The organism is Pseudomonas sp. HMSC065H01 (assembly GCF_001815235.1).
GTDB lineage: Bacteria > Pseudomonadota > Gammaproteobacteria > Pseudomonadales > Pseudomonadaceae > Pseudomonas > Pseudomonas aeruginosa.
The window spans coordinates 1-19697 of sequence record NZ_KV819906.1 but is presented as its reverse complement, the minus strand read 5'-3'; the positions used below and the strand labels follow the sequence as shown (position 1 = coordinate 19697).

Annotated in this window: 19 protein-coding genes; 7 read left to right on the top strand and 12 right to left on the bottom strand. The window is 69.1% G+C overall.

The window, feature by feature from the left end:
* Positions 1–33: 33 nt before the first annotated feature.
* From gspF to gspG, 7 genes are read right to left on the bottom strand one after another with little or no spacing between them, the layout of a single operon-like run.
* Positions 34–1248, bottom strand: coding sequence for a type II secretion system inner membrane protein GspF (gene gspF, locus HMPREF3014_RS20220; protein WP_022579875.1), 1215 nt, complete (start codon positions 1246–1248; stop codon positions 34–36).
* A complete protein-coding gene (gene gspE / locus HMPREF3014_RS20215; protein WP_003112722.1) occupies positions 1248–2657 on the bottom strand; it encodes a type II secretion system ATPase GspE in 1410 nt (469 codons plus the stop codon). The genes gspF and gspE overlap by 1 nt, the downstream gene beginning before the upstream one ends.
* The gene (gene gspD, locus HMPREF3014_RS20210) at positions 2654–5065 is read right to left on the bottom strand and encodes a type II secretion system secretin GspD (protein WP_023087777.1); all 2412 of its coding nucleotides are present in this window, start codon (positions 5063–5065) and stop codon (positions 2654–2656) included. Before gspD ends, gspE begins: the two co-directional genes overlap by 4 nt.
* On the bottom strand, positions 5062–5655 hold the full coding sequence (locus HMPREF3014_RS20205; RefSeq protein WP_003123065.1) for a type II secretion system protein M: 594 nt from the start codon (positions 5653–5655) through the stop codon (positions 5062–5064). Before HMPREF3014_RS20205 ends, gspD begins: the two co-directional genes overlap by 4 nt.
* A complete protein-coding gene (gene gspL, locus HMPREF3014_RS20200) occupies positions 5642–6853 on the bottom strand; it encodes a type II secretion system protein GspL (RefSeq protein ID WP_023087778.1) in 1212 nt (403 codons plus the stop codon). Before gspL ends, HMPREF3014_RS20205 begins: the two co-directional genes overlap by 14 nt.
* Positions 6850–7815, bottom strand: coding sequence for a type II secretion system minor pseudopilin GspK (gene gspK / locus HMPREF3014_RS20195; RefSeq protein ID WP_019725817.1), 966 nt, complete (start codon positions 7813–7815; stop codon positions 6850–6852). Before gspK ends, gspL begins: the two co-directional genes overlap by 4 nt.
* Before the next feature lie 7 nt (positions 7816–7822).
* On the bottom strand, positions 7823–8272 hold the full coding sequence (gspG, locus tag HMPREF3014_RS20190; RefSeq protein WP_003085349.1) for a type II secretion system major pseudopilin GspG: 450 nt from the start codon (positions 8270–8272) through the stop codon (positions 7823–7825).
* Between the two features lie 233 nt (positions 8273–8505).
* On the opposite strand from gspG, the gene gspI reads away from it, so the two are divergent.
* Positions 8506–8880 (top strand): type II secretion system minor pseudopilin GspI, encoded by a 375-nt coding sequence (gene gspI, locus HMPREF3014_RS20185; protein WP_003085347.1) that lies wholly within the window; start codon positions 8506–8508, stop codon positions 8878–8880.
* Between the two features lie 2 nt (positions 8881–8882).
* On the opposite strand, the gene HMPREF3014_RS20180 is transcribed toward gspI, so the two are convergent.
* Complete coding sequence (locus tag HMPREF3014_RS20180) at positions 8883–9314, bottom strand: type II secretion system protein N (RefSeq protein WP_003120813.1); 432 nt, start codon at positions 9312–9314, stop codon at positions 8883–8885.
* A gap of 146 nt (positions 9315–9460) precedes the next feature.
* Here HMPREF3014_RS20180 and gspH point away from each other — a divergent pair, with 146 nt between their 5' ends.
* Together gspH and HMPREF3014_RS20170 are read left to right on the top strand one after the other, a co-directional pair.
* Positions 9461–9910 carry a type II secretion system minor pseudopilin GspH gene (gene gspH, locus HMPREF3014_RS20175; RefSeq protein WP_003106853.1) on the top strand — a complete coding sequence of 150 codons (450 nt, stop codon included), beginning with the start codon at positions 9461–9463 and terminating at the stop codon, positions 9908–9910.
* On the top strand, positions 9894–10535 hold the full coding sequence (locus HMPREF3014_RS20170) for a PulJ/GspJ family protein (protein WP_003120814.1): 642 nt from the start codon (positions 9894–9896) through the stop codon (positions 10533–10535). The genes gspH and HMPREF3014_RS20170 overlap by 17 nt, the downstream gene beginning before the upstream one ends.
* A gap of 9 nt (positions 10536–10544) precedes the next feature.
* Here the strand turns inward: HMPREF3014_RS20170 and vreR are convergent, their stop codons facing one another.
* The 3 genes from vreR to vreA form a co-directional block, all read right to left on the bottom strand.
* On the bottom strand, positions 10545–11504 hold the full coding sequence (gene vreR / locus HMPREF3014_RS20165) for an anti-sigma factor VreR (RefSeq protein ID WP_023087779.1): 960 nt from the start codon (positions 11502–11504) through the stop codon (positions 10545–10547).
* A 69-nt stretch (positions 11505–11573) separates the two neighbouring features.
* Entirely contained in the window at positions 11574–12119 is a 546-nt protein-coding gene (vreI, locus tag HMPREF3014_RS20160) for an RNA polymerase sigma factor VreI (protein WP_003085329.1), read from the bottom strand.
* On the bottom strand, positions 12116–12832 hold the full coding sequence (vreA, locus tag HMPREF3014_RS20155; protein WP_003120815.1) for a TonB-dependent outer membrane receptor VreA: 717 nt from the start codon (positions 12830–12832) through the stop codon (positions 12116–12118). Before vreA ends, vreI begins: the two co-directional genes overlap by 4 nt.
* Positions 12833–12997: 165 nt before the next feature.
* On the opposite strand from vreA, the gene HMPREF3014_RS20150 reads away from it, so the two are divergent.
* A complete protein-coding gene (locus HMPREF3014_RS20150) occupies positions 12998–13318 on the top strand; it encodes a hypothetical protein (RefSeq protein ID WP_003116538.1) in 321 nt (106 codons plus the stop codon).
* A 117-nt stretch (positions 13319–13435) separates the two neighbouring features.
* Here the strand turns inward: HMPREF3014_RS20150 and pigA are convergent, their stop codons facing one another.
* The gene (pigA, locus tag HMPREF3014_RS20145) at positions 13436–14032 is read right to left on the bottom strand and encodes a biliverdin-producing heme oxygenase PigA (protein WP_003085321.1); all 597 of its coding nucleotides are present in this window, start codon (positions 14030–14032) and stop codon (positions 13436–13438) included.
* Positions 14033–14283: 251 nt separating this feature from the next.
* On the opposite strand from pigA, the gene imuA reads away from it, so the two are divergent.
* From imuA to dnaE2, 3 genes are read left to right on the top strand one after another with little or no spacing between them, the layout of a single operon-like run.
* On the top strand, positions 14284–14889 hold the full coding sequence (imuA, locus tag HMPREF3014_RS20140; protein ID WP_031627677.1) for a translesion DNA synthesis-associated protein ImuA: 606 nt from the start codon (positions 14284–14286) through the stop codon (positions 14887–14889).
* Between the two features lie 7 nt (positions 14890–14896).
* Complete coding sequence (locus HMPREF3014_RS20135) at positions 14897–16312, top strand: Y-family DNA polymerase (protein WP_023087780.1); 1416 nt, start codon at positions 14897–14899, stop codon at positions 16310–16312.
* Positions 16288–19383 carry an error-prone DNA polymerase gene (gene dnaE2, locus HMPREF3014_RS20130; protein ID WP_073647890.1) on the top strand — a complete coding sequence of 1032 codons (3096 nt, stop codon included), beginning with the start codon at positions 16288–16290 and terminating at the stop codon, positions 19381–19383. The genes HMPREF3014_RS20135 and dnaE2 overlap by 25 nt, the downstream gene beginning before the upstream one ends.
* Positions 19384–19697 lie beyond the last annotated feature (314 nt).

The following is a 19697-nucleotide window of genomic DNA, read 5'->3' as shown; positions in this document are numbered from 1 at the left end:
GCCCAGCACGGGAAGGGCTTGTTCAGGTACGAACTACTGGACCAGTTGGTTCATCTCGATGATCGGCATCAGCACCGCCATCACGATGGTCAGCACCACCCCGCCCATGACCACGATCATCAGCGGCTCGAGCAACGCGGTCATGCCCATGGCGCGGCGCTCGATGTCGCGCGACAAGGTCTGCGCCGCGCGGTCGAGCATCGGCGGCAGCGCACCGGTCTTCTCGCCGCTGGCGATCAGGTGGGTGAGGATCGGCGGGAACACCTGCCGCGTGCGCAGCGCCGAGGCCAGCGAGACACCTTCGCGAACCTGCGCGGTGGCCTCCTCCACCGCCTGCGCGAGGCAGTCGTTGGCCAGCGTCTGGCGCGCCGCATCGAGCGCGCGCAGCAGCGGTACGCCGGCGCTGCCGAGGATCGCCAGGGTGGAGGCGAAGCGCGCGGTATTCACCCCGAGCACGAAGCGTCCGAGCAGAGGCAGGCGCAGCACTCGCCGGTGCCAGCCGAGCCGCGCCTGCGGGTCGCGCAGGTACAAGCGCCAGCCCCAGTAAGCGCCACCGATGGCGCCGGCGCAGAGCCAGCCCCAGGCGCGCACGAAGTCGCTGGCCTGGAGCATCGCCCGGGTCAGCGCCGGCAGGTCCTGGCGCGCCTGGGAGAAGGCGCTGACCACCTGCGGCACCACGTAGCCGAGGAGGAAGATGACGATGCCGATGGAGACCACGCCGACCACCGCCGGGTAGATGAACGCGGTGAGGATCTTGCCGCGCAGGGCGTTGCGTTCCTCGATGTAGTCGGCCAGGCGCTCCATCACCTGGGCCAGGTCGCCGGACTCCTCGCCCGCCGCCACCAGCGCCCGGTAGATTTCCGGGAAGTCCCGCGGCCGTGCGGCAAGGGCGTCGGCCAGGCGCATGCCGCCGCGCACGTCGCTGCGCACGGCGCTCAGGGTCTGGGCGATGTGCTTGCGCTCGGCCTGGTCGAGGGTGGCGCTCAGCGCCGCCTCCAGCGGCAGGCTGGCGGCCAGCAGGCTGGCCAGCTGGCGGGTGGCCCAGGCCAGGTCGCCGTCGGACAGGCGCGGGGCGAACAGCGCGCCCGCCCCTTGCCCGGCCCCGCCGCCGGCCTGCTCGCGGACCTCCAGCGGAGTCAGGCCGCGGGCGCGCAGTTGGCCGAGGGCGCCACGCTGGCTGTCCGCCTCCAGGGTGCCGGTCTCGATCCGGCCCTGGGCGTCGGCGGCTTCGTAGCGGAAGGTCTGCATCAGGCGTCCCGGGTCACGCGGAGGATTTCCTCCAGGGTGGTGGAGCCGCTGGCGATCCAGCGCTCGCCGTCCTCGCGCATGCTGCGCATGCCGGCGGCGCGGGCGGCTTCGCGGAGATCCTGCTCGGCGCGGCCCTGGTGGACCAGGCGGCGGATCTCGTCGTCGATCACGAACAGCTCGTGGATGCCGGTGCGCCCGCTGTAACCGGTCTGGTTGCAGGCAGGGCAGCCAACCGCGCGCCAGCCGCCGTCCTCTTCGACCCGGCAATGCGTGCACAGGCGCCGCACCAGGCGCTGGGCGAGTACGCCAAGCATCGACGAGGCGAGCAGGAACGGCTCGACACCCATGTCCACCAGCCGGGTCACCGCCGACACCGCGTCGTTGGTGTGCAGCGTGGCCAGCACCAGGTGCCCGGTGAGCGAGGCCTGCACGGCGATCTGCGCGGTTTCCAGGTCGCGGATCTCGCCGATCATGATGATGTCCGGGTCCTGCCGGAGGATCGCCCGCAGGGCTACGGCGAAGGTCATGTCGATGCGCGCGTTGACCTGGATCTGGCTGATCCCCGGCAGGTCGTACTCCACCGGGTCCTCGACGGTGAGGATGTTGCTGGTGCTGGCGTCGAGCCGCGCCAGGGCGGCGTAGAGGGTGGTGGTCTTGCCGCTGCCGGTGGGCCCGGTGACCAGCACGATGCCGTGCGGCTGGCGGATCAGGTTGTCCAGCGGCGCCAGCACGCCCGGGGCCATGCCCAGAGTCTCCAGCCTCAGGCGTCCGGCCTGCTTGTCCAGCAGGCGCATCACCACCCGTTCGCCGTGGCCGGTGGGCACGGTGGAGACGCGAATGTCGATCGGCCGCCCGGCTACCCGCAAGGCGATGCGGCCATCCTGGGGCAGGCGTTTCTCGGCGATATCCAGCTGCGCCATGATCTTGATCCGCGACACCAGCGCCGCGTGCAGCGCCTTGCGCGGCGCGACCACGTCGCGCAGGGCGCCGTCGACGCGGTAGCGCACCACCGAATGGGTCTCGAAGGGCTCGATGTGGATGTCGCTGGCCTCATCGCGCGCGGCCTGGGTCAGCAGCGCGTTGATCATGCGGATCACTGGCGCGCCATCCTGGGTGTCGAGCAGGTCGGTAACCTCGGGGATATCGTCCATCAGGCGGTCGAGGTCGACCTCGCTCTCCGCCGCGCCGACCACCGCCGCGGCGCTGCCGGTATCGGAGTAGGCGCTGGCCAGCAGGGTGTCGAGCTCGTCGTCGCGGACGCTCTCCAGGCTGGCCGGCGCATGCCGCTGGCGCACCTCGCTGATCGCCCAGCCGGGCGTGCGCGGGCTGACCAGCAGGGTCGCGCCATGCTCGCCCGGCCGCAGCAAGGCGCGCTGCGCCTTGGCCCAGGCGTAGGGCAGCAGGCTCATAGCGGCGCCGCCTCGCCCAGCGGTACCGCGCGCAGCGGCCGCGGGCTCGGGCGCAAGTCGTAGGCGGCCTGCGGGATGCCCTGCTGCGTCGGCGGCAGCACCGGAGCCTGCATGTCGCCGACGCTCCAGTCGTGGCGCGGCTGCACGCGCTGCTGGGCGCGGCGGATGAAGTCGTAGCGGTTGAGGGTGATGCTGCGGCCGGCGGCGGCGTCGCGGACGATGTAGGGACGCAGGAAGACCATCAGGTTGGTCTTGGTCCGCGAGCGCTTCTGGTAGCGGAACAGCGAACCGACGCCGGGGAGGCTGGAGAGTCCGGGAACACCGTCGGTGTTGTCCTGCACGTTGTCTTGCAACAGGCCGCCGAGGACCATGATCTGGCCGTCGTCGAGGAGGATGCTGGTATCGATCGCGCGCTTGTTGGTGACCACCCCGGCGGCGGTGCTGGCGCGCTCGTCGACGCTGCTGACCTCCTGGTAGACGTCGAGCTTGACCGTGCCGCCCTCGGAGATCTGCGGACGGATGTTCAGCTTCAGGCCGACGTCCTCGCGCTGGATGGTCTGGAACGGGTTGTTGCTGGTACCGCCGCCGTCGGTGACGTACTGGCCGCTGACGAAGGGTATGGTCTGGCCGACCATGATGCTCGCCGACTCGTTGTCCAGGGTCAGCAGGTTCGGGGTCGACAGGACGTTGGTGCCGCCGCGGCTCTTCAGCGCCCGGGCGAGCACCTTGAGGTCGAGGATCTTGCCGATCCCGGGGATGTCCACGGTGCCATCCACCAGGCCGATGTTGAGCCCCTTGGGCAACACGTCGATGGTGTTCTTGCCGGCCGTGTTCAGCGCCGACTGGCCGAAGTTGACCCCGCCGAACACGCCGTTGCCGCCGAGGTTGCCGGCCTGCCACTGGATGCCGAACTCGCTGGAGTCGTCTTCGCTGACCTCGACGATCAGGCTTTCGATCACCACCTGGGCGCGGCGCTGGTCGAGCAGGTCGATGACTTCGCGGAGGTTGCGGTACAACGGCTCGGGTGCGGAAATCAGCAGGGTGTTGGTGGTGGCGTCGGCCTGTACGGTGACCCCGCCGGCGGAGAACGCCGAGTTCTCCTCGCCCATCGCACCGGGTCCGGCGCCGCCCTGGCCGCTGCCCATCGCACCATAGGCGCCGCCGCTGCGGTTGCTGCCGCCCAACCCGCTGGAACCGCTGCCCGTGGTATTGCCGCTGGTTCCCAGGCCCTGGCTACCAGTACCGCTGTTGCCGCCACCGAGCATGCCGCCGCCGCTCAGGCGCGCGCGCTGCTGGTCGCCCTCGCTTCCCTCGCCGCCGCTGTCGCCGGTGATCAGCCCGCGCAGGGCCTGGGCCAGGCGGGTCGCCTGGGCGTTGCGCAAGTAGACCACATGGAGGTTGCCGGGATTGCTTTGCACGCTGTCCAGCTTGCCGATCAGGTCGCGCGCCAATTGCGTGCGCTCGGGGCTCGGCGAGCGGATCACGATGCTGTTGGAGCGTGGGTCGGCGAGCACCACGGTCTTCTGGCCCTGCTCGGCGCCGCCGCTGCCCTGGCTGTCGAGCAGTTCGGAGACGGTGCTGGCGATGTCCACCGCGATACCGTTCTGGATCGGCACCACGTCGGTGTCGCTGGCGCTGGGGATGTCGATGCTGGCGATGATCCCGGCGACCCGGTCGAGGTTTTCCGCGTAGTCGGTGACCACCACGGTGTTGTTCCCCGGATAGGCATTGATCGGGTTGTTCTGCGCGACGATCGGGCGCAGCACCGGGATCAGGTTCACCGCGTTCTCGTAGCGCAGGCGGAAGGTCCGCGTGACCATGCCGTTGGCCGCCGGCCGGTCGGCGCCGTAGACCGGCCCGCCGAGCAGCTTGGCGTCGGCCTCCGGCACCACCTGGCTGACCCCGTCGACGTCGACCACGCTGAAGCCCTGCATGCGCAGGGCGCTGGTGAGCATGCGGTAGGCGGTGCGCGCCGGCACCTGGCCTTCGGAAACCAGGGTCAGCTTGCCCTTCACCCGCGGGTCGACCAGGAACTGCCGGCCGGTGGCGCGCGACAGCGCGCGCACCACCGCTTCCACCTCGGTATCGACGAAATTCAGGCTGACCGGCTGCTCGCCGAGTTCGGCCGCTGTCGCTGAGACCGGAGCCACGCCACCGGAGCGCGCCACGCCGCGTCCGGCACTCAGCGCGCGGCGGGCCTGCTCGGCCTGGGGCCGCTCGCGGACGTCGGCGCTGCGCAACGGCGCACCGGAGCGGACACTGCTCAGCGGCCGGCCGACTTCCTCGTCGGCCGGGGGCACGCCGGGGACCTTCGGCGTCTCGCTACACGCCGCGACCAGCAGCGCGCCCAGCGCCACGCCCAGTACAGGCCAACGACGCCGGGCATGGTGGAAAGCTGATTGCCTCATGGGGAATCCTTGGGAGCGGAAGTCGACTGCAAATGGATCGAGGCGGACACCAGCCCGCCGGACGGCTCGTTCGAAGAGCCGGAGCGCTCCTCGGAAGGAGCGTCGAGACGCGTCACCTGCGCCTCGCTGACGCTCAGGCGCAACGCTGCCGGGCTGCGCGCCAGCCAGCGCAGCAAGGCCTCGCCGGACACGCTGGCGAAGTCCAGTTGCCATTGGCCCGGTTGCGGGGCGTCCAGTTGGAAACCGTCGAGTCCCTGATCGCGCAGGCTGCGACGGATCGCCTCGGCGTCCGCCGTACCGCTCAGGGTCGGACCGCGCAACGCCTCGACCTCACGCAACACGCCGTCCACCGCCGCGGCCTGCGCACGCAGGCGCGGCAGCTCGGCTTGCCAATGCTCGATCCGCGCCAGCGGCGGATCGACGAACACTTGCCAGGTCAGCGCCAGGCATAGCGCCAGGCCACCGCCGGCGAGAATCTTGCGCTCGCGCGGCGCCAGTTGCCGCCAGTAGGCCTGCAACCGCAGCAGCAGGGGACTCCAGCGCTGCGCCGGGGTATTCAGCAGGCCCGCCAGGCGCTTATTCATCTTCATCGGCAGCCGCCTCGGCAGTGCCACTGTCTGCCGCGCCAGCGGCCGGCGCTGGCGGCGCTTCCATGGCGCGCACCTGCCAGCCCTTGTCGGAGGCATCGGCCTGCAACCCGTGCTTGCCCAACTCGCCCTGCCAGGCAGCGGCATCGCCGCCTGGCGGTCCCGGCAGCAGCTCCAGGTCCAGTTCGCCGGCGTGGTAGTCCAGTCGTTGCAGGCGTCCGGCGAGGAACGGCATCGCCTCGCCGGCGCCATGCAGCAGCGCGGCCAGCCCCGGTACGGCATCGCCATCGGCCTTGCCGGCCAGATAGGCGTCGCGTCGCTCGCGAGCCTGGCGCAGCGGATCGAGCACCACCGGCAGTTCCGGGAAGGCCTGCTGCACGCGTTGACTGCTCTGCCGTTGCAAGGACTGGCCCTGCCCGGCCAGTTGCCCGGCGTACAGGTTCAGACCGGCGACCCACACCAGCAAGGCCAGGGCAGCGCAGAACAGGGGCATCTTCCAGGTGCCGTTGCCGGCGCTCGTCGCCGGCGCTTTCAGCGCCAATCCCCACGGACTGGCGGGCCCGCTCCAGCGCAGCGCTTCGTCCAGCGCCTCGGCCCGCTCCAGGGCTGCGGAGCGCCACGCCGGTCGCTCGCCCAGCCAGAACAGCCGCAACTCCTGCGGGACCTCAGCGAGGCCCTGCTCCGGCAAGGGATGGACCACAGCGTCGCTCAGCGAGCGGCGCAACAGCAGATGACCGTCCCACTCGCCGGCCACCCAAGCGTCATCGCGCAACGGCAGGAGGAACGGCGCGGCCTGCACCTCCCGCACGTCGAGCCGCAGCCGCTGTACGGCCTGCTCCAGCGAGGCCAGCGCCGACGCCTCCAGCCACTCCAAGGTCAGGCGCCCGTCGGCGCCGCGCGGGCCGTGGGCCAGGCGTAGCTGCGCCGGATCGCCGAGGACCAGCGCCTCGGCCGCGCAGTTCACCGCGGCGGCAAGCTTCGCCGCAGGCAGCGCCGGCAGTTCGAGACTGACCAGGCGGCAATCGCGCGGATGCAGGAACAGCGCCACCGGCAACCCCTGGCGCCGCCGCGCCAGTTCCGCGAGCGAGACCTCGATTCGTTCCTGCACCGCGCCGCGCGCATCCAGGCGCAAACAATGCAGCGGCGCCGCCTCGGCGAACTCGCTCAGCGGCGGCAGCAGGCAACGCCAGGCGGCCTTCATGAGCCCACCCTCATCCAGTTGACCGCCGTGCTTTCACCGGCCTTGCGCTGCACCAGGGCTTGCAGGCGCACCTCTTGCCGGTCGCGCCGAGCATAGGCGGTGAGCAGGAACCAGTCGCTGGTGATCCCGACCTTCACCGACTGCGCCTGCAATTGCGGCATGTTCAGGCGGTTGACGAAGTCGCCGCGATTGAGGAACCAGCGGCCCCGGTCGCGCTCGCCGAGCACCCGCCGCGCCTGGTCCAGCCCGAGGCCGGGGACACAGGCGGCGAGCACTTCGGCGCGCGCGGTGTTGCCGTTGATCCAGGTGGTTTCGGGCAGGATGGTGACGTAGGGTCGCAGGCGTTCCAGGGTCGCCGGCGGAATGCCCAGCCGGGCCAGGTCGTCGAGACGCCTGAGCGCCGGCATGCGCGCCGGAAGCGCACGCAACACGGCGCCCGGCGAAGTCTCGCGGCCGCTGTCGAAGCCTGCGGGTTGCGTCTCGGCCGGCGGCGCTTCGGCGGGCAGCCGTGCATAGGAGGCGAGGACCCGCTCGACGATCAGCCGCGTCTCCTTCGGGCGCACGCCGAGCAGACCGGCGAGGCGTTCGAAGTTCGCTCGCTCCTGGAGATCGGGGCGCTGGTCGACCAACAGGTTGCGCAGGTTGAACTTGCCCTGCTCGTCTTCCAGTTGGCCGTTGAACGGCAATTCGGCGCTGCTCAGACGCAAGCCACGCATCGGTTGCGCCCAGCGCTGGTCGAGGCGGGTCAGCGGGTCGCGGCGGCTGTCCTCGAGCAGCAACTGGCGGCTCCATTCCAGGCCGCCGCGCAGCATCCAGCCGGCCTGGATGCGTAGCTGCTCGCTTTCCAGGGCGCGGATGAATGCGCTCTGGCGGGCGATCAGGCCGGCGGCTATGACCGCAACCACGGTGACGATCAGCAGCGCGCTGATGATCGCCATGCCGCGCTGGCGATGACCGTTCATGGCGCGCTCAGAGCTGCCAGGAGCCGATGTCGGCGTTGATGCCCTCGCCGCCCGGCTGCCCGTCGGCGCCGAGGGAGAACACGTCGATCTCGCCGTTCACGCCGGGATTCAGGTACTGGTAGGGCTTGCCCCAGGGATCGTTGGGCAGGCGCTCCAGGTACGAGCGCCAGTTGCTCGCCGAGGCATCGGCAGGGCGCTCCGCGAGCACCTTCAAGCCCTGCGCCTGGCTCGGATAGCGGCCCTGGTCGAGGCGGTAGAGCTTGAGCGCCTGCATCAGCCCGGAGATGTCCTGGCGCGCCGCGGTGGCGCGGGCCTGGTCGGGACGGTCGAGCACCTTGGGCACCACCATCGCGGCGAGGATGCCGAGGATCACCACCACCACCATGATCTCGATCAGGGTGAAGCCCCGCTGTCCCCGATGTCCTTTCGGGCTGGAGCTGAACTGCACGACATCCATCTCGACACTCCTCGGCATGGTTCGATTCGCCGCGGATTGTTTCAGGAAGATATGTCAACGATATTGAAAATCCTCGGGTGCGCCGCTCTTCCGGAGGCGCCCGCAAGGCCCTGGAGCCGGGCTTTCCGGCAGGCGCCGGGGATGGCTCGCGGGGGCGCCCTCCCGAGCTTTTGTCAGGGATCGGTCAGATTTCCCGGCTAGCCTGGAAGTCCCCTTTCGCCGACCTTTCCGCGATGTCCACGCGCCTGTCTTCCCGCGGTTTCACCCTGATCGAAGTGCTGGTCGCGCTGGCCATCGTCGCCATCGCCCTGGCCGCGGCGATCCGCGCGGTGGGCCTGATGACCGACGGCAATGGTCTGTTGCGCGACAAGTCGCTGGCCCTGCTGGCAGCGGAGAGCCGGCTCGCCGAGCTACGCCTGGGCGTCGGCGCGGCTCCGGGAAACAGCGATTTCGAATGCTCCCAGGGCCGCCTGCGGTTGTACTGCGAACAACGCGTCGAGGCCACCGACGACCCCGCGCTACTGTGGGTGGAAATCCGTGTGCGCACGCAGCGCGAACAGGCGGTGCCGCTGGCGCGCCTGAACACCCTGCTGAGCCGCTCCCGGTGATCTCAACCGCGCTTGAGGGTAGCCAGCGGCGGCGGTTCGGCGAGCCGCTGCATGGCCACCCGGCGAACCTCGCCGTTCTGCTCGATGAGCACCGCGTCGGCCTCGATCCGCCGCACCTTCGCCGCACGTGCCAGGACCTCGCCCTCGCGATAGGCCTGGGCCGGCGCGCCGTTCACCGAGAGGATGGCGATCGCCGCGGGACCACCGCTGATCAATCCCGCCAGTTGCACCTCGACCTCACTGGAAGGCGTCGCGAACCAGCGTTGAGCGGCGTCCTCGCCGCTGGGCGGCGGAACGTCGGCGACATCGGCCTGGACCACGCCGGGAATCGGCGCCAGCAACAGATAGCCCCAGAACAGCAGGCCGGCGAGGATCGCCAGCACGGCGGCGAACTGGACCAGGCGGGGCGGATCGATACGGGGCATGGCCGGCATGGCGGGCTCTCCTGGCGTATGGGCGACGGGCGCCACGAACGGCGCCCCGGCACCAGCCTAGCGCGGAATTCTCTCCGTTATGTTTCACACGCCGATCATCTTCGTCGGGCACTCTGGAAACCTCTCTCTTCGCGGAGCGGCATCCGGTGAGGCGACCCCGGCAAGGCGGTTTCACCCTGATCGAACTGATGGTGGTGCTGGTAATCGTCGGCATCGCCACGGCGGCCATCAGCCTGAGCGCCCGCCCCGACCCGACGGGCCTGCTGCGCCAGGATGCCGCGCGCCTGGCGCGGTTGCTGGAAATAGCCCAGGGCGAAGCGCGGGTACGCGGTACGCCGATCCTCTGGCAGCCCAGCGCCAAGGGCTATCGCTTCAGCCCGCAGGCCTATCGCGGCAAGACCGACGCCTTCGCCGCCGACACCGAATTGCGCGCGCGCGACTGGCAGGCCGCGCCGCTGCGGGTCAGCGTGCGCCCGCCGCGACCGGTGTTGCTGGACGCCGAATGGATCGGCGCGCCGTTGCGGATAACGCTCTCCGACGGCCAACACAGCGTCACCGTGCTGCGCGAGGCGAACGGCCATGTCCGGGTACGCTGAACGCGCGACGACGCGGCGCCGGCAAGCCGGCTTCACCCTGATCGAGGTGATGGTCGCGATCATGCTCATGGCCATCGTCAGCCTGATGGCCTGGCGCGGCCTGGACAGCATCGCCCGGGCCAGCGCGCACCTGGAGGACAGCACCGAGCAGGGCGCCGCGCTACTGCGCGCGCTGAACCAACTGGAGCGCGACATCGCCCTGCACAGCGCCATCCGGGAGGAGACCGGCCTGCCCAGCGGCGACGAGCCGATCCGGGCCGGCGACAGCCTGCCGCCCGGACTCGCACTGAAGCGCCTGAGCGAGATCCCATTGCGCCTGGACATCGTCCGCGCCAGTACCGAGCCAGGCGCGCCGCTGCAGCGCGTGCGCTGGTGGCGACAGGGCAAGGTCCTCTACCGCGCCGCCTCGCCCAGCGGCGACCGCCTGCCGTTGCCGCCGCTGGCGGAGCGGGTGGCTGTGCTGGACGACGTGAGTCGGTTCGAGATCCGTGCCTGGGTGCCGGGAAAGGGCTGGACGCGCCTGCCAGCACGCAGCAAAGTCCGCGCCAGCGGACTGGAGATCAGCCTGGCGCGGGTCACCCGCAACGGCGTGGAGCGCTATCGACGGGTGGTGGCCCTGCAATGAAGCGGTGGCTCAGCCGAGCAGCACCACCCCGCCCGGCAGGCGGGTGACCTCGATGCCATAGGCATCGCGGATCAGGGTCGCGACGTCGGCCAGTTGATCGAGGCTGAAACGGGCCTGGACCCGGCGTCGGCCAAGGGCCTTGTCCAGCAGCAGGAGCATGCCGGGACGGTAGCGGTTGATTTCGTCGATCACCGTGGCCAACGGTACGTCGTTGAACACCAGCATGCGCTCGCGCCAGGCCATCACCTCGGCAACGTCGAAAGGCACCGGCGGACCGTTGCGTCGCTCGTCGAAGGTCAGCTGCTGGCCGGCCTGGAGGTCCAGGCGCTGGCCGAGGTGTTCGAGCCGCACGCTGCCCTCCAGGCAGGTCACCACGCAAACGTCACCGCTGCTGCGCACATTGAAGCGGGCCCGGCTGGCGCTCAGCCAAGCGCTCCCGGCCATCACCCGCAGGCTGCTCTGCGGCGGGTGGCTGGCGATGATCTCGGCCTCGCCGCCGAGCAGTTCGATGGTTTCCTGCTGCTCTTGATTGCGCCGCACGTTCAGGCGGGTGCGGGTGTTCATCTCGATCCGCGTCTCGCCGCTCACCTGCACCTGGCGTTGCTCGCCGACCGCCGTGACGTAGTCGGCGCCGCCCAGGCCATGGTCGAGCAGCGACGGGCGCAAGACGAACAACGCCACCGAGGCGGCCAGCGCACCGCCGACGAACCAGCGACGACCGAAACGCCTCGGCGCGATCTGCGCCACGGCCGGCAGCTCCAGCGGCAGAGCGGCGGCACTGCCGAGTACCTGCCAGAGATCGCGCGCCTCGACGAACGCTCGCAGGTGTTGCGGGCTGCGCGCACACCACTGGCGGAAGGCCCGCGCCTCGCCCTGGGTGACGCGTCCGGAGGTCAGGCTGATCACCCAGGCGTGCGCTTCGTGGCGAAGGTCGCCGGTTTCATCGGCGGCGGAGTCTGAGGCTGTCATGACTGTGCTGTACGGACACCGGAATGGCTCATGGGAGGGATATGGCGGCGGTTTTCCACCTGCTTATGCTTATGACGGTTTTCCGGCCCCGGGACCGAACCTCTGGATGACTTTTCTTTCCAGGCGCTCCGCGCAGAACCACAGGGCGGCCTTGAGTTCCTTCTCCACGGTGCGGGTGGAAATGCCGAAGCGACGGGAGATTTCCGCATGCGGCGTCTCTTCCAGGCGCGAGGCGATGAGAATCTGCCGACGCCGCGCCGGCAGTTCGCAGAGCGCCTCCAGCAGGCGACGGATCTCGGCGTGACCGCCGACGATGCGCTCCGGGTCGAGGCCTTCGTCGGCCACCTGCAACAGTTCCGCCACCTCCTCCCCGGTGAGCAGGCGGGCGTCGCCCTCGCGGCGGTCGGCGGCAATGTTCAGGGCAATACGGAACAGGTAGGCCTGGGGCTTCTTGACCTCCAGGGCATCATCCAGCCGGTCGACTCTCAGGTAGGTTTCGTGCAGCACGTCGCACGCCAGGTCCTCGGAGCCCAGGCGCCGTTTCAGGCGCGCCTTGAAGTCGTCGTAGGAGGCGAGGAACAGCTTCACCATCGCGCTTTGCCGCGAATCGCTCATGACCCTCCCACTCCCTCCGTCAGCTTGCATTCCATGGCCTTGCCCGTCGTCTTCGGCAGCAACAGGATGGTCAGCGGCTGGGCCAGCGTAGCGGGCGTCGCCTGCATCACCCGCACGCCGCGCAGGCTTTCCACCAGGGCGCTGTCCCGCTGCGGGTCGCCGGTCGAGCCGAGCAGGCGACTGTGGCGAACCTCGCCGAAGCGACCGATCCAGAGTTGCAGCACCGCGCGATAGGTACCCGGACGAGTGCGCGGCGAGCGGCACAACTGTTCTTCCAGCGCCGCCTGGACCGCTCCCGCGTAGCGCCGATCCAGCGGCTGCTCGACCTTCGGCATCTCTGCCGGCAGCGGCGCAGCGTTCCTGACGGCCTGCGCCGGCAGCAGGGTGAACGCTTCCTGGCTGGTGTAGCGCGCCATCAGGCCGGTTCCGCCGAGCAGTCGGGTCAGGGCGTCGCTGGCGGTGAAGCGCCCCTGCAAGCGGGCCGAGCGCCGTCCACGGGCCAGTTCGCCATCCACCAGAACCGCCATTCCCGTCACCCCGCTGTAGGTCACCAGCGCCGATGCCAGGCTCTGCGGAGGAATATCGAACGCGTGCACCGCCAGGCGCAACGGCGGCCTGCCGCCATCGCCCGGCACGGCGCCGGACGCCGGCAGCAGCATGCCGAGACCGAGCAACGACACTGCGCACGACCTTGCCACCCCGAGGATCGACATCAACGGATTCCAGTCCGAACTACCCGGTTCAGGCCAGATGGCCATCACCCAGGAGGGACATCCTGATGGCACTGTGTGACTGTGGTGTGACGGTACCTGCGGTGACATGTTTTCACCGATTGCCGTATAAGCGGGAAACCACCATCCCAGCGCGGGAGAATCGCCATGCACCGTTCATCGCAGGTTCTGCCGGCCCTGATCCTGGGCCTGGCCATGAACGCCACCCTGGCCGACGAGCCGACGCCGCCGGCGAACTGCATCAACACCGAGGTCAACGGCTACCAGGCTTTGTCCTATGAATGCCTGAGCCAGCAGATGGCCGATCCTGACAGCGCGGCCAGGGCCCGCCGCGAACAGGAGCTGGATTCCGCCGCCATCGTCCGGCGTCCGCCAAACCAGCTCGGCCTGTACAACCAATCGGCGACGCGCATTCGCCTGGGCACCTCGTTCGGCAACTCAGTGGAAGCGCAGCGGCCGCCTCGCTAAGGGCTTCCGCAGGTCCGCGTTCCTGGCCGGCGGCGCAAGACAAAAAACCCCGGCAACCAGGCCGGGGCAATCGTCGTCGGCGAGGTTGGCCGCCGATCAAAGGACAAGGAACGCCCCTCAGGCGAAGGTACGCTCCAGCAGGTCGCCGAAACGATTGAAGGCATCGCTGGCGCCCTTGGCGGCCAGGCGCTCTTCCTCCTCGTTCAGCTCGATGCCGTCGAGGATCGCCACGAAGCTCTTCCAGCCTTGCGCGCGGCCGCCTTCCGGCTCGGCCAGATGGCGGGCGCCGAAGTTCTCGTCGAGTTCGAGCGCGGCGGCTTTCTTGAACAGGAACGCAGCGCCCAGCTTCGAACCTTCGGAAACGAACAGCCAGCCCAGTGCCTCGGCCAGGCTCAGGTCGGCCTCGCGCACGCTCTGGTCGCCCTCCGGTACCGGATGGCCGAGGTCCGCCAGGTCTGCACGAGCGGCGTCGTCGCGGGCGCGGGAAGCCAGGCCGGGGAACAGGCGGGCCAGCGCTTCGTTGCGATAAAGCGGCTCCAGGTCATGCTGGAAGAGGTACTGGGCGGCGACGAAGCGGGCGAAATTGTCCCGGCTGGCGAAGGGTTCCTTGCTTTTCACCAGGCTCTCCAGGCGCTGGTGCGGCTCGTTGGTCAGCAGGTTGAGGCGTTGCGAACGCAGGTTTTGCCGAGTGGATTCAGGGGCCAGGGTATCCATAGGGGAATTCCTTTCGAGGGACGGAACGCACTGGGCCGACATAGCGCGCCCAGGATCAATAACGATTCTCAATTATATTCGTTATTGAATCTCAGTGTCACATGAAAGGATGCCGACCGACTGCCATTGACCAGAAAAGGACTACAGCAAATACTGTATTTACATACAGCATTCGAGTTATTTCCTTGGCCTCCCTTTCATCCGTAGCCGACATCTCCCCACCCGCAGCCGTCGCCGGACGAGGCAATGGCATAGCGCTGAGTGCGCTGCTCGACGCGCGTAGGATCTGGAAAGGCCAGTCCGCCGTACCGGCCGGCGCTTCCCTGCCCACCGGGCATGCGCGCCTGGACGCACTGCTGCCCGGCGGCGGTTGGCCGGAGCATGCCCTGAGCGAAATCCTCCATGCCCGCGACGGTGTCGGCGAACTGCAACTACTGATGCCGACCCTCGCTCGCCTGACCCAGGCGCAACGTCGTGTCGTCCTGGTCGGCGCCCCCTACGTACCTTATCCGCAGGCCTGGCTGGCCGCCGCGGTCGACCTGCGCCACCTGGTCCTGTTGCAGGCCAGCGGACGCGACGCCTTGTGGGCTGCCGAACAGTGCCTGCGCTCGGGCAGTTGCGCCGCAGTGCTGTGCTGGCCGCAGCAGGCCGACGACCGCGCCCTGCGCCGCCTCCAGGTCGCCGCCGAAAGCGGTCAGGCCCTGGGTTTCGCCTATCGCCCCCTGCGCGAAGCGGTCAACCCTTCGCCGGCAGCGCTACGCCTGTGCATCGAAACCCGCCCCCCACGCCTGCGCATCCTCAAGTGCCGGGGCGGCCTCGCGCCGGCGACCGCCCTGCCAGCCAGCGCCTGGCAATGAGGCGGCCATGCTCTGGGCTTGCATTCTCCTGCCGCAACTGGCCATGGACAGCGCGCTGCGTCAACGGAGCAATCCCGACGCACCGCTGGCGCTGCTCGGCGGCCCAGCGCAGCGCCGGCAGTTGCAGGCGGTCAACCCAGCGGCACGCGCGCTCGGCCTGAGGCCCGGTCAATCGCTGATCGCCGCCCAGGCCCTGAGCCGGGACTTCGCCACGGCGGAATACGACCTCGCCGCCGTGGAGCGCTGGCAGGCCTTCCTCGCCGCCTGGGCCTACGGTTTCAGCTCGCAGGTCAGCCTGCACTATCCGCGTGCGCTGCTGCTGGAAGTGCAGTCCAGCCTTGCCCTGTTCGGCCCCTGGCCACGCTTCGAGGCCCGCTTGCGCAAGGAACTCACGGCGCTGGGCTTCCGCCATCGCCTGTGCCTGGCGCCGAACCCGGTGGCGGCGAGGGTCCTGGCGAACAGCCACGACGGCCTGGCCATCGAGGACGAGACAGCGCTGCAACGCCAGTTGTCCGCCCTTCCGCTGGACCGCCTGGGACTCTCGCGGGAGCTGGCTGTCGCCCTCGGACGCATGGGACTGCGCTATCTGCGCCAGGTCCTCGAGTTGCCGCGCGCCGCCCTGGCCCGTCGCTTCCCGGCCGAACTGCTGTTGCACATCGACCGCCTCTGCGGCCGCAGCCCACTGGCGCTGGAGCACTACCGGCCGCCGGACACCTTCGACCTGCGCATCGAACTCAATTTCGACGTGGAATCGCACCAGGCCCTGCTCTTCCCCCTGCGACGGCTGAGCGCCGATCTCGCCGCCTTTCTCGCCGGACGCGACAGCGGCGTGCAGCGCTTCACCCTGCACCTGGAACATCACGGGCGCGCCGACAGCCAGGTCACGGTCGGCCTGCTCAGCGCCGAACGCGAGGCGGCCATGCTCTTCGAACTGACCCGCGGCCGTCTCGAACAGCTGCAACTGCCCGCCCCCGTGCATGCCGTGCGCCTGGAGGCCCGCGAGCTGCCTCCTTTCACGCCGCAGCACCGCGAACTGTTCGACGAGCGCCCACAGCAGTATCTCGGCTGGGAACAGTTGCGGGAACGCCTGCGCGCGCGGCTGGGCGACGAGGCGGTACAGGGCCTGAGCGCCGTCGCCGAACACCGTCCGGAGCGAAGCTGGCGGCCGCACAGCTGCGACAGGGCGCAATCGCCGGCAGCCTGCGGCCTCCGCCCCGGCTGGCTGCTGGCGGAGCCACGCCCCCTCGGCGAGGCCTTGCCCACCGTGCTGGCCGGCCCGGAGCGGATCGAGTCGGGCTGGTGGGATGGCGAAGACATCCGCCGCGACTATTACCTGGTGGAAACCCGCAGCGGACAACGTGCCTGGGTCTATCGCGAGGTCGGCAGCGAAGGGCCGCTGTGGCTGCATGGCTGGTTCGCATGAGCGCCTACGCCGAACTGCATTGCCTGTCCAACTTCAGTTTCCAGCGCGGCGCCTCCAGCGCCGCGGAACTCTTCGCCCGTGCAGCGCGCCTGGGCTATCGGGCCCTGGCGATCACCGACGAATGCAGCCTGGCCGGTATCGTGCGGGCCTGGCAGGCGGCGCGGGAGCATCAGGTACAACTGATCGTCGGCAGCGAAATCCGCCTCGAACAGGGGCCCAAGCTGGTCCTCCTGGCGGAGGACCTGGAGGGCTACCAGAACCTCTGTCGCCTCATCACCCGCGGCCGGCGACAAGCCGACAAGGGCCACTACCGGCTGCTGCGCGAAGACCTGCAACAGCCGCTCGCCGGCCTGTTGGCGATCTGGTTGCCGAACGACCATGAGGACGTGCAGGCTGCCTGGCTCCGCGAACGCTTCCCCCAGCGCCTTTGGCTGGGCGTCGAGTTGCATCGCGGCGCCGATGACGATGCCCGCCTGGACAAACTGCTCGCGCTCGCCTCGCATCTCCGGCTACCGCCCGTGGCCTGCGGCGACGTCCACATGCACGCCCGCGGCAGGCGAGCCCTGCAGGACTGCATGACAGCGATCCGCAACCATCTGCCGGTCAGCGAGGCCGGCGCCTATCTCTTCCCCAACGGGGAACGCCACCTGCGTACCCTGGAGGCCCTGCAGGGTATCTACCCGCAAGCCCTGCTGGCGGAAACCCTGAAGATCGCCGAACGCTGCCGGTTCGATCTGGAACAGCTGAAATACCAGTATCCACGCGAATTGGTACCGGCCGGATACGACCCGGCGTCATGGCTCCGCCATCTCACCGAACAGGGCATCGCCAGGCGCTGGCCGAACGGCGCGAGCGCCAAGGTCCGCAAGCAGATCGAGAGAGAACTCGAGCTGATCGCCGAACTGGGCTATGAAAGCTATTTCCTCACCGTGCAGGACATCGTCGCCTTCGCCCGGGGCCGGGAAATCCTTTGCCAGGGCCGCGGCTCGGCGGCCAATTCAGCAGTGTGCTTCGCCCTCGGCATCACTGAGTTGGACCCGGACCGGACCAACCTGCTGTTCGAGCGCTTCCTTTCCCGCGAGCGCAACGAACCACCGGACATCGACGTGGATTTCGAACACGAGCGCCGCGAGGAGGTCATCCAGTACGTTTTCACACGCTACGGACGCCAGCGCGCGGCGCTGACCGCGGTGGTCAGCACCTACCACGGCGCCGGCGCGGTGCGCGACGTAGCCAAGGCCCTGGGTCTGCCGCCCGAGCAGGTCGACGTCCTGGCCAACTGCTGCGGCCGCTGGAGCGACCAGGCCCCCAGCGCCGAACGCCTGGAAGAGGCCGGCTTCGATCCGCAGAGTCCGATCCTGCGCCGGGTGCTGGCCCTGACCGGCGAGTTGATCGGTTTTCCGCGCCACCTCTCGCAGCACCCCGGCGGCTTCGTCATCTCCGAGCAGCCATTGGACACCCTGGTCCCGGTGGAGAATGCCAGCATGGCCGAACGCACGGTGATCCAGTGGGACAAGGACGATCTCGACGCGGTCGGCCTGCTCAAGGTCGACGTCCTCGCCCTGGGCATGCTCAGCGCCCTGCGCCGCAGCTTCGACCTGATCCACGCGCTGCGCGGCGGCAAGCGGTTGAGCATCGCCAGTATCCCGAGCGAAGACCCGGCCACCTACGAAATGATCAGCCGCGCCGATACCATCGGTGTGTTCCAGATCGAATCGCGCGCACAGATGGCCATGCTGCCACGCCTGCGCCCGCAGAAGTTCTACGACCTGGTGATCCAGGTCGCCATCGTCCGGCCGGGGCCGATCCAGGGCGACATGGTGCATCCTTACCTGCGCCGGCGAAACGGTGAAGAGCCGGTGGCCTATCCGTCCGCCGAACTGGAGGAAGTCTTCGAACGAACCCTGGGCGTCCCGTTGTTCCAGGAACAGGTCATGGAACTGGCGATCGTCGCCGCCGACTACACGCCGGGCGAGGCGGACGAACTGCGTCGTTCGATGGCCGCCTGGAAGCGTCATGGCGGCCTGGAACACCACCGCGAGCGGCTGACCCGGGGCATGCTCGCCAACGGCTACGAGGCCGACTTCGCAGCGCGCATCTTCGAGCAGATCAAAGGCTTCGGCAGCTACGGTTTCCCTGAATCCCACGCCGCCAGCTTCGCCCTGCTCACCTACGCCAGCAGTTGGCTGAAACGTCACGAGCCGGCGGCCTTCGCCTGCGCCTTGATAAACAGTTGGCCGATGGGCTTCTACAGCCCCGACCAGTTGCTCCAGGACGCCCGCCGCCACGCCCTGCAGACACGCCCGGTGGATGTCCGCCACAGCGGTTGGGATTGCAGCCTGGAGCCGTTCGGCCAGGCGCAACCGGCCATACGCCTTGGCCTGCGGATGATCCGAGGCTTTCGCGAGGAGGATGCCAGGCGTATCGAGCAGGTCCGGGAGGCCCAGCCGTTCCTCGACGTGCACGATCTTGGCCGACGCGCCAGGCTCGACGCCCGGGCCCTGGAGTTGCTGGCCGATGCCGGCGCCCTGCGCGGTCTCGCCGGACACCGGCACAAGGCGCGCTGGGCCGTCGCCAGCGTCGAGCCGCAATTGCCGCTGTTCGCCGAAGGGACCGTCATCGAAGAGAGCACGGTCAGCCTGCCACTGCCTTCGCGCGGCGAGGAACTGCTGAGCGATTACGCTCTCCTCGGCACCACCCTCGGCCCGCATCCGCTGAAACTCTTGCGTGGACAGCTCAAGGCCCGCCGCTGCCGCGACTCCCGCGAACTGGCGAAACTGGGACATGGACGACCGATACGGGTCGCCGGCCTGGTGGTCGGCCGGCAGCGCCCACAGACCGCCAGCGGCATCACCTTCATCACCCTGGAGGACGAGTTCGGCATGCTCAACGTGGTGGTCCGGCACGACCTTGCCGAACGGCAGAGGCGGCCATTCCTCGAGTCCCGGCTGCTGCAGGTGGAGGGCATCCTGGAGTCCTCCGGCGAGGTGCGCCACGTCATCGCCGGGCGCCTGCATGACCTGACCCCTCTACTCACCGGCCTGGACGTCCGCAGCCGGGATTTCCATTGAGCCAAAGAAAAAGGCAGCTCGAGAGACGAGCTGCCTTGGGATGGCCAACAGGGATGGCCACGAAGGGGGGAGCGCTCAAGACACTGTTTATTCATACAGTAAATCAAGCGATTCCCTTCACCGGAAGCCATCTTTTGTCTTTCTCCTCGAAGCGAGGCTCTAACTCGCGGATCGGGATCGGTACGGCGAACGCAAGAGCGCCAGCGTCATGCGGATCCGCCCGGACTCTCGCTACGCTAGACGCGAAAGAGGACATGCCAGGAGGGGTTCGGCAAGGTGAACAGGAAGCACGCCTTTTTCCGCGCGCAAAAGCA

Coding starts and splice junctions, on each gene's coding strand:
- gspF (WP_022579875.1), bottom strand. CDS start 1,248: ATGCAGACCTTCCGCTACGAAGCCGCCGACGCCCAGGGCCGGATCGAG.
- gspE (WP_003112722.1), bottom strand. CDS start 2,657: ATGAGCCTGCTGCCCTACGCCTGGGCCAAGGCGCAGCGCGCCTTGCTG.
- gspD (WP_023087777.1), bottom strand. CDS start 5,065: ATGAGGCAATCAGCTTTCCACCATGCCCGGCGTCGTTGGCCTGTACTG.
- HMPREF3014_RS20205 (WP_003123065.1), bottom strand. CDS start 5,655: ATGAAGATGAATAAGCGCCTGGCGGGCCTGCTGAATACCCCGGCGCAG.
- gspL (WP_023087778.1), bottom strand. CDS start 6,853: ATGAAGGCCGCCTGGCGTTGCCTGCTGCCGCCGCTGAGCGAGTTCGCC.
- gspK (WP_019725817.1), bottom strand. CDS start 7,815: ATGAACGGTCATCGCCAGCGCGGCATGGCGATCATCAGCGCGCTGCTG.
- gspG (WP_003085349.1), bottom strand. CDS start 8,272: ATGGATGTCGTGCAGTTCAGCTCCAGCCCGAAAGGACATCGGGGACAG.
- gspI (WP_003085347.1), top strand. CDS start 8,506: ATGTCCACGCGCCTGTCTTCCCGCGGTTTCACCCTGATCGAAGTGCTG.
- HMPREF3014_RS20180 (WP_003120813.1), bottom strand. CDS start 9,314: ATGCCGGCCATGCCCCGTATCGATCCGCCCCGCCTGGTCCAGTTCGCC.
- HMPREF3014_RS20170 (WP_003120814.1), top strand. CDS start 9,894: ATGTCCGGGTACGCTGAACGCGCGACGACGCGGCGCCGGCAAGCCGGC.
- vreR (WP_023087779.1), bottom strand. CDS start 11,504: ATGACAGCCTCAGACTCCGCCGCCGATGAAACCGGCGACCTTCGCCAC.
- vreI (WP_003085329.1), bottom strand. CDS start 12,119: ATGAGCGATTCGCGGCAAAGCGCGATGGTGAAGCTGTTCCTCGCCTCC.
- vreA (WP_003120815.1), bottom strand. CDS start 12,832: ATGTCGATCCTCGGGGTGGCAAGGTCGTGCGCAGTGTCGTTGCTCGGT.
- HMPREF3014_RS20150 (WP_003116538.1), top strand. CDS start 12,998: ATGCACCGTTCATCGCAGGTTCTGCCGGCCCTGATCCTGGGCCTGGCC.
- pigA (WP_003085321.1), bottom strand. CDS start 14,032: ATGGATACCCTGGCCCCTGAATCCACTCGGCAAAACCTGCGTTCGCAA.
- HMPREF3014_RS20135 (WP_023087780.1), top strand. CDS start 14,897: ATGCTCTGGGCTTGCATTCTCCTGCCGCAACTGGCCATGGACAGCGCG.